Annotated in this window: 6 protein-coding genes; 2 read left to right on the plus strand and 4 right to left on the minus strand. The window is 40.5% G+C overall.

The genetic code is table 11. The annotated features are described in order from the left end of the window. Nucleotides 1–46 precede the first annotated feature (46 nt). Nucleotides 47–634, minus strand: coding sequence for a nitroreductase family protein (locus IEE86_RS19025; protein WP_176372656.1), 588 nt, complete (start codon nt 632–634; stop codon nt 47–49). 272 nt (nt 635–906) lie between these two features. On the opposite strand from IEE86_RS19025, the gene IEE86_RS19030 reads away from it, so the two are divergent. Then, on the plus strand, nt 907–2163 hold the full coding sequence (locus IEE86_RS19030) for a transcriptional regulator (protein ID WP_191098549.1): 1257 nt from the start codon (nt 907–909) through the stop codon (nt 2161–2163). A gap of 36 nt (nt 2164–2199) precedes the next feature. On the opposite strand, the gene IEE86_RS19035 is transcribed toward IEE86_RS19030, so the two are convergent. From IEE86_RS19035 to mprF, 3 genes are all read right to left on the minus strand, one after another. After that, the gene (locus IEE86_RS19035; RefSeq protein WP_191098550.1) at nt 2200–2667 is read right to left on the minus strand and encodes a thiol-disulfide oxidoreductase DCC family protein; all 468 of its coding nucleotides are present in this window, start codon (nt 2665–2667) and stop codon (nt 2200–2202) included. A gap of 337 nt (nt 2668–3004) precedes the next feature. Continuing rightward, a complete protein-coding gene (locus IEE86_RS19040) occupies nt 3005–3553 on the minus strand; it encodes a thioredoxin family protein (RefSeq protein WP_191098551.1) in 549 nt (182 codons plus the stop codon). Nucleotides 3554–3644: 91 nt separating this feature from the next. Beyond that, on the minus strand, nt 3645–6215 hold the full coding sequence (gene mprF, locus IEE86_RS19045) for a bifunctional lysylphosphatidylglycerol flippase/synthetase MprF (protein WP_191098552.1): 2571 nt from the start codon (nt 6213–6215) through the stop codon (nt 3645–3647). 168 nt (nt 6216–6383) lie between these two features. On the opposite strand from mprF, the gene IEE86_RS19050 reads away from it, so the two are divergent. Continuing rightward, entirely contained in the window at nt 6384–6863 is a 480-nt protein-coding gene (locus tag IEE86_RS19050; RefSeq protein ID WP_106066771.1) for a MarR family transcriptional regulator, read from the plus strand. Nucleotides 6864–6880: the final 17 nt, after the last annotated feature.

Consider the following 6880-nt stretch of genomic DNA (forward strand, 5'->3'; position numbering starts at 1 on the left):
TCTACACGCTGAGGCAGACCTTTAGACAGGGTCTGCTTTTCTTTTTTTATTTGATTTCAGTAAGCAAGCTTGATGCTTTCTGACGTGATTTTTCCTCAGGCACCTCTTCTGGATACCCGATGTGAAGGATCGCTGCAAAGCGCTCGTTCTCCTTTAATCCCATGTCCTGTTGAAAGCCTTTGTCGTATAAAATGCGGCCGCTCTTCCATACCATACCAATTCCCTGATCCCAAGCGAGTAGCTGGAAGTTTTGAATAAGTGCGCTCACTGCGGCAAAATCGTCATTTCTCACCACTGGGTTCTCGTCTTCCTTTAACACGACAAGTAAAAGCGCTGGGACTTTAGAAAAGTAGTCTCTGTATTGATTGATCTTTTCTTCCTTTGCATCTGGGTTGTTGCGTTTGAAGAAAGCAATGAACCGCTCAACAAAAGTCGCTTTAGCTTCATCGGTCACCGCATATAGAAAGCGCCATGGCTCAGTGATTTTATGGTTCGGTGCATAGACCGCATCCTCCAATAGTGGCTGAAGCTGCTCAATGGTCACCGGCGTTTCTTTGAATTTTCGAATTGATCGTCTATATCTGACAGCGTCTCGAACCGTTAACGCTTCTGTTTGTTGTTTGATTTCTGGCATATATGTCATCCTTTCAATCAATCTTAATTGAAATTGATTCTCATTCACATTATAAACATCATTGCGTGTAGTTGCAAATAGAGTATCCCTCTCCTTCTGCTAAAAAGTTGTTTGACTTTTTCAAGTAATGTTACAATCATATTACGTTTTAAACAAATTTTGAGAAATCAGCCAAGATGATGAAATGATATCAGGTATTCCCATTTCATTTGATTCGGCCATTTTTTCAAAAGGCTTTCAACCCATGATTGGAAGGGAGGCTTCTGGATGGAATGAAAATCAATATTGGGCAAATCATCAAGCTCTATCGTTATAAACAAAATATGACCCAATCTGAATTGGCAGAAGGAATTTGTTCTGTCTCTCATTTAAGTAAAATTGAAAATGGCTCAAAGGAGGCCAATCAAGATACGATCAATTTGCTGCTTGAAAAGCTTGGCATCAGTCTAGAAACACTGTCGCAAAAGGCGCGTCACCTGCTGTCACTCTTGGATGAGTTTCAAATGAATATGTATTTCTATGCACTCGATCAAGCTGAACAAAATGCAGAAATGATCATTCAGCACGAGGAGCAGTTCTTTTCGCTAGATTTAGGGATTCAGTATCATTTGTCCTTATTTCAATTTTATTTATTAACGGAAAAACAGCCACTTGCCTTGAAAACACACCGCGTGCTCAAAAAGTTTGAAAAAACTTTTATTAAAGCAGAAAAAGAAATTTTCGAATATTTAGATGGCATCCATCAGATTAAAAATGGTCAGCTTGAAGAAGGTTTAAAAAAACTTGAAAGCTGCTTTTCTTACGCGTCTGTTGAACAGAGTGACCTGTATTATCACTATGCAAAAGCACTTGGAAACATGGGACAGCTTGGTGATGCGCTTGAAGCCACACATCAAGCGATGGATTTATATAGACAAAAAAACAATTTCAAGCGGATCATTCATTGTACACTCATTCATGGCGTGATCTCACTCGAATTAAAAGCCTTTCAAACGGCGAAGAAATATTTAAAAGAAGTGATTTTGCACACGTCCCTTCACCCTGATGCCTATATTAAAATGACGGCTTATTTTTATTACGGGGTGCTCTTAAAACGTGAAGGTGATTTATCTTCAGCTGTGCCATATTTACTAGATTCACTTAATTATTTTAATCAAGAACAGATAGAAGATCGTTACTGTGAAACGCTATATGAAATTGCGACATTATATGCTGAATATGACCGTAAAAAGGCTCTTCCCTACATACACGAGCTGTTAAAACAGCCTCGTATTCAGCCAAACTGTTTATATATGATTAAAATCTATAAATTGATGATTGAGGAAAATCCTCATGATTTAAAAACCTATTTAGTCGAAGCAGCCCTTCCTTACTTTGAACACAATGAGCTGCACAGTGAGTACTTGTTTGCTCTTAGAACCTTGCTTTCCTATGCGGCTTCTGAGCTTGACGAACGTGCGTATATGTCCTACACGAGGAAGCTACTTGATCACTTAGCGTCATATGTACCCTATTACAAAAAAGCATGACCTTCTGCCGATCGAAGGTCATGCTTTTTCTATTCTTTAAATCGTTTTTTGTTGATCTGTATCAGGACGGGTGACTTGTTCAACAGAATGAATATACCGTTTTCTCGCAAAATAATCATACGCATGCTGCCCAAAGCCTAGCCAAATGCTGAGCACAATGAATGGGACCGTTCCCCATAGTGCTGGGATGTTGCAAGCAATACGTAGCCAAGTATAAATCCCTGAATTTTTCTGATTTTTGGCTAAGGAAATAGACACAATTCTTTTTTCGGCCTTCTCTTGACTAATTTTATTTAGCCTCAGCAGCTGCGAGTGTCTAAAGGATTCAAAGTGGATACGGTTCTTCCAATCAAGTGACTTTAACAGGTCAATCGCTTTTGCACATGAAGGACTTTGTCCATCATAAAACACAAGCAGCCTGAGTGATTTGATGGAACGCTGTTCTCTTTTTTTTGATTCAGCGAGCTTCTTCTTTTCTTGATCGAGATAAATGATTTTTTTCATAGATTGATCGCCAGTCCTTTTCCGTCATTTGTTTTTTTAGTTCGTTCAAAGGAGATTACAATTAGATTACTATAGTTGCTGGGCCTCTTGTATTGGGAAAAAGCAAACCGACGTGCGTTATATGAGCCTTTAGATAAGGGCAAAATTGCTGATTTCATGGCATATATGAGGTTTTTCAACTAAAAGTGGTTGGGAAAATCGTGGTGCTTTGCGGTTTTCTGCGGTATTTGGTAGAATTCTGCGGTTTTTCTACAACTTTATGCGGTGTTTTGTAGGTAAAACGCAAAAACAAGATAAAAAAAGACTACTTCCCATTGCGGCGAAGTAGTCTTTTGGTTTATATTTTTGCCAAAACTTCTACTAATTCTTTCTCAATATCTTTCCATAGGTAACGATCTGTCGTATAGCGATGTGCGGCTTCTTTCGCAAATACTTTAAATGCTTCTTCAAAGTCAGGTGCATCTTTGTCTGGCTTTTTCTCATCGACAAAGCGCTGTGCTTCTGCTGAGCGAGGTCCCCATTTCCCCACTTCATTTCCGTCCTGATCAATGATGACGATAATCGGAATCGATCTTGCGGTCCCGTTCGTTAAATACTGATCCATCAGGTCTAGATGCTCGTCCCGAATGAAATAGCGCGCATCGATGAGTGCTTCATTTGCAATACGCATGAAAATCGGTACATTGACCATCGCATCTCCGCACCAATCCGCTGTGATGACAAGTGCTCTGAGCTTTTTCTTTTGCAGCTTTTGAAGCAGCTCTTTTTCTTTTTGATGAATTGCGTACTGGTTGTACACCGTGAGCAGATTTTCTCGGTTTTTCTCCATGTTGTGTACATATGTACGTTCAGTTAATCCCTTTGTAAACCATTCATTCAATGTCATATGAACATCCCCCTTACCCTTCAACTTTACCACTTTTGCTATTCTTTTGTCTAAAAAAACCTTTACCTAGTGAAAGGTAAAGGTTTTTGATCTATAGGCGCCGGTTGCGATTGGGGTCCATCCCGATCAGCTTGGTGACAAGCACCATTGTGACAGGCAGTGATGTATTCTTTTTATAGGCTAAATATTTTCCTCGCCATTCGGGTTTATATTTTTGCTTAAATGACCGTAACCCGCTAAAGCTGTACATATATCTAACGTTGTTGAAAATGACGCTCGCCAGCCGCTCCGTGAGGAAGGACTGATGGAACGTCCCCACATTCGATAATGGTGCCATCCCCATGTTAAAGGATTTGTAGCCTTTTTCTTTCGCCCATTGAAACAGGTGGATAAACAGCGCATCCATCATTCCGTTCGGTGCATCATGCATATGGCGCATTAAGTCGATGGAAATCTCCCCTTCTTGATACATTGGCATTAACGACACGAAGGAAATGATCTCCCCTTGTTCATCCTTTAAAATCGCAACCGGTGCTTTTTGAAGATAGTCCTCATGAAAGTAGCCGAGCGAAAATCCTTTTTCTTTTTTCTTCCCGAGCCAGCTGTCAGAGATATACTTTAAGGTAGAGAGTAAGTCCTCTGAAAAAGGTGGTTCGATCATCTCAAAGGTATAGCCTTCTCGTTCAAACTTATTCGCGACAGCTCGTAAATTTGATTTTTTCTTACCTGATAGAGAAAACGTTTCTAAGTCGACAATGGCTTCTTCCCCTAGCTTAAAGAAGTGAAAGCCTAAGTCATGATAGAGCGCCATCCCTTCCCGCTCTACTTGATAAAAAGCGACACGATAGCCAGCTTTTTCCGTCTGCTGCAAAAACTCTTCAAGCACAAGCGGATAAGATGCTTTACGTCCAGAAGGATCTCCGAGCACAATGACGCAGCGCCCAATTCGTCCAAACTGAAGCATCGCCTCTCCATCACTTGAGAAAAAGAGCTTCTTGTCTCCTAAAAAACCAAGGTGACTGAGGGCATTTCCTCCCTTTTCTTCTAAAAATGCTTTTAACTTTTCCTCATCTGCTTCTTCTCCAATTGGAAATGCTTTTTTATTAAAAATCAATTTACTAATGAAAAAGAACAGCGGTACACCGATAAGAGCAATCATGCTTGTCATCGTGATGTGCCGTTCATTATGCACCAAGTAATCCTTACTTAAGAAATGCCCGATTTTTGTCCAAATAAAGTTGCCAATGACATTATAGTTAAACAACACGAGTAAATATCCCGCAGCAGCCGCCACAAACTGATACAAGGAATAAGGTGCCTGCTGCTTCACAAATTGATTTCGAAGAGAGAAAAACACCGCCATGATGACTGGTAGAATAAAGATCAGGCTCAGGTTAAATCCTTTTAGCAACGTAAACACAAAGCCGCCAGCTAAGGCAATCATCGTCAGCGCATAAGATCTTTTTGTCCGTTTATACACTTCAATGGACAAAATCATCAGAATGATCCCGAACATTAAAGAAAGACCATTAAATCCTGATAACAAAAAGCGCGGAATGCTGGTAATCACGCCTAAACGATCGACAGGAAGCACAACAGACGCCATAATGAGCAGGCCGCTTCCAAAGGTTAAAATCGATAAAGATCCGTACAATAAACGGATTAATAAAGCTCGGTGCAACACAATTAAGACGTTCGTTGTTTCTATGGCAGGTGCCATTTTCGGATTGCCTTCAAGACGTCTAAGCGTCGTTCCTGTTAAATCGTAAGCAGCTAGACAAAGCCCAAGGATAAATGGGAAGATCGAGTACACAAAGCGGTACAATACAAGTGCCGTCAGCACCATCTCTTTATCAAAACCAATGTATTGCATGCTGAGTAAAAAGATCAAATCAAACGAACCAAATCCGCCCGGAACCATACTGATTAAACCGCCGATTGACGCAATCGCAAATACGCCTAATATAATCCGGACATCGACGTTCATTCCCATAGAGACGACAGCCATGTACATGACAAGACCAGCTGCCAGCCATTCTAAAAACGATGCGCCAATATAAGCATAAATCGGATGCTTCAGTCCATTTTCACCGCTCTCAATCGAGCCTTTTCGAACGGACGCCATAATGATGTAAATTGGCACAATACAGGCAAAGATAATCACAAATGCCCATAGCCATGGCTCCTGGCTAATAATACTTTCAACAGGCAGAACCCTGACCAAGATCAAATCACTGAAAATAGATAAGCCGAGCAGGACAGAGGAGGTCAAAAGGGCAATGCCTTTCAGCAGTTTTTTCGTATCTGTTATGTACTCCTTGTATAGAAGCGTTCTAAGCCCTGCTCCTGATAAGCCGCCGAAACCAAGTACACTGTTAAAGGAGTTCGCAATCCAAGAAATGCGAATCGTTTTCCAGCCGCTGATGGGCATATCAAGACTTCTTCTTAAAATGAAATCATATAAGGACATTGATAGAACTGCAACAAGTCCAAGAAAGACAAGAATAAACAAGTCCATTCGATTCAAGCTGTCAATAATATAAAACGTCTTTTTAATGGAAAGGCCGCTCAGCTCCTGCTTGGCGACAAAAATCAAGACAAGGATAATCACGATCGGAAAAAGCATTTTCAAGACCGTCATACCCGTTTTTTTGTTCCACATGTTTTTCCCAACTTTCTAGGTTGCTTCATTTATTTCAACTGACCATTATTATACAACAAATACCACTTGATTCATGCAGTTTTACATTCAAAAGCTTGACGAACCTTTCAATTAGAAGTAAAAATCAGTAATATAAAGAAAAGAGCCGCTTAAAGGAAGTGAACAAGCGTGGAATATAATATTCATGACACCACCGTATTAAAAGAAGAGATTCTATCTCCCGAGGAAAAAAAGACATGGGTGCTATATATGAAAGTGCTCACGGCTGCAGGTCTTGGAGATGTGTCTGAATGGATGAAGCTTGATATGAGTATGCCTCAAATGAAGGTGCTCATGCTGCTCAATAACCATGGCTCTCTCAAGGTATCCGAAATCGCTGAAAAAATGGGCGCTTCTTTGTCCAATATGACAGGTCTGCTTGACCGGTTAGAACAGGCTAACTTTGTCGAGCGAAAACACTCTGAGCGTGACCGGAGAATCATTGTCGTAGAACTAACAGAGGAAGCCAAAAATATTTTCAGAAGTATTTATCAAAAAGGACACGAAAAAATTAAAAATTCCCTGCAACGGCTCAATGATGAGGAAAAGGAAAAGGTCAATGAAGGTCTAGCCATCTTAGAAAAAGCACTGCGTCCCGAACGTGGATAAAAAAGAAAAAAAGACGG

This window comes from Bacillus crepusculi (assembly GCF_014764715.1).
Lineage (GTDB): Bacteria > Bacillota > Bacilli > Bacillales > Bacillaceae > Bacillus.